This window comes from Collinsella aerofaciens, from assembly GCF_040910245.1.
Taxonomy (GTDB): domain Bacteria; phylum Actinomycetota; class Coriobacteriia; order Coriobacteriales; family Coriobacteriaceae; genus Collinsella.
Genome location: NZ_JBDGAY010000051.1, coordinates 1 through 1,100 on the forward strand (window position 1 = coordinate 1; position 1,100 = coordinate 1,100).

At 64.8% G+C, this 1,100-nt stretch carries 1 protein-coding gene; it reads left to right on the forward strand.

The genetic code is table 11. The features are described 5' to 3' along the window. Positions 1-57 precede the first annotated feature (57 nt). A partial coding sequence (locus tag AB5Z20_RS09835; protein WP_368157182.1) for an arginine deiminase occupies positions 58-1,100 on the forward strand: 1,043 nt, incomplete at its 3' end.

Consider the following 1,100-nt stretch of genomic DNA (forward strand, 5'->3'; position numbering starts at 1 on the left):
ACGGAGGGGCGCTAACGAATCGGCCCTGACAGGGGCCCGAAAGAAAGGTAGGAGGCCATGACGAAAGGTCTGCACGTGCCTTCCGAGATCGGCAAGCTCAGGAAGGTCTGCCTGCACCGTCCCGGCGACGAGCTCCTCAACCTGCCGCCCGACGAGCTCGAGCGACTCCTGTTCGACGACGTCCCGTTCCTGGAGGTCGCACAGCAGGAGCACGACACCTTCGCCCAGATCCTGAGGGACCAGGGCGTGGAGGTCCTCTACCTCGAGAACCTCGTCGCCGAGGTGTTCGACCAGGTCCCCGGCGCCCGCGCCGAGTTCACCGACCAGTACATCGACGAGGCCGGCATCCGCGGCCAGCACATGCCGCAGATCGTCCGCGAGAAGCTGGACTCCATCGAGGACAACCTCGAGTTCGTCAAGAAGACCATGGCCGGCATGACCAAGGCCGAGATCGACATGCCCCTCACGGCGTCCACGACCCTCGACTCCCTGGTCAACTCCGAGTCCGAGTCCGACCTGATCATCGACCCGATGCCCAACCTCTACTTCACCCGCGACCCGTTCGCGGTCGTCGGCGAGGGCGTCAACCTCAACCGCATGTACTCGGTCACCCGCAACCGCGAGACCCTGTACGGCAAGTACGTCTTCAAGTACCACCCCGACTACAAGGACGTCTCCCTGTACTTCCGCCGCGACTGCCAGTTCCACACCGAGGGCGGCGACGTGCTGAACATCAACGAGAAGACCCTCGCCGTCGGCATCTCCCAGCGCACCCAGGCCGCCGCTATCGACGTCATGGCCCAGAACATCTTCTGGAACTCCGACTCCAAGGTCGAGCGCATCCTGGCCTTCGACATCCCGGTCTCGCGCGCCTTCATGCACCTCGACACGGTCTTCACCCAGATCGACGTCGATAAGTTCACGATCCACCCCGCCATCATGGGCACCCTGCGCGTCTACGAGCTGACCGCCGGCAAGAACCCGGGCGACGTGAACATCCGCCTGATCGAGGACACCCTCGAGCACGTCCTGGAGGACGCCACCGGCGTCGACCAGGTCAAGCTGATCCCCTGCGGCGGCGGCGACCCGATCGCGGCCTC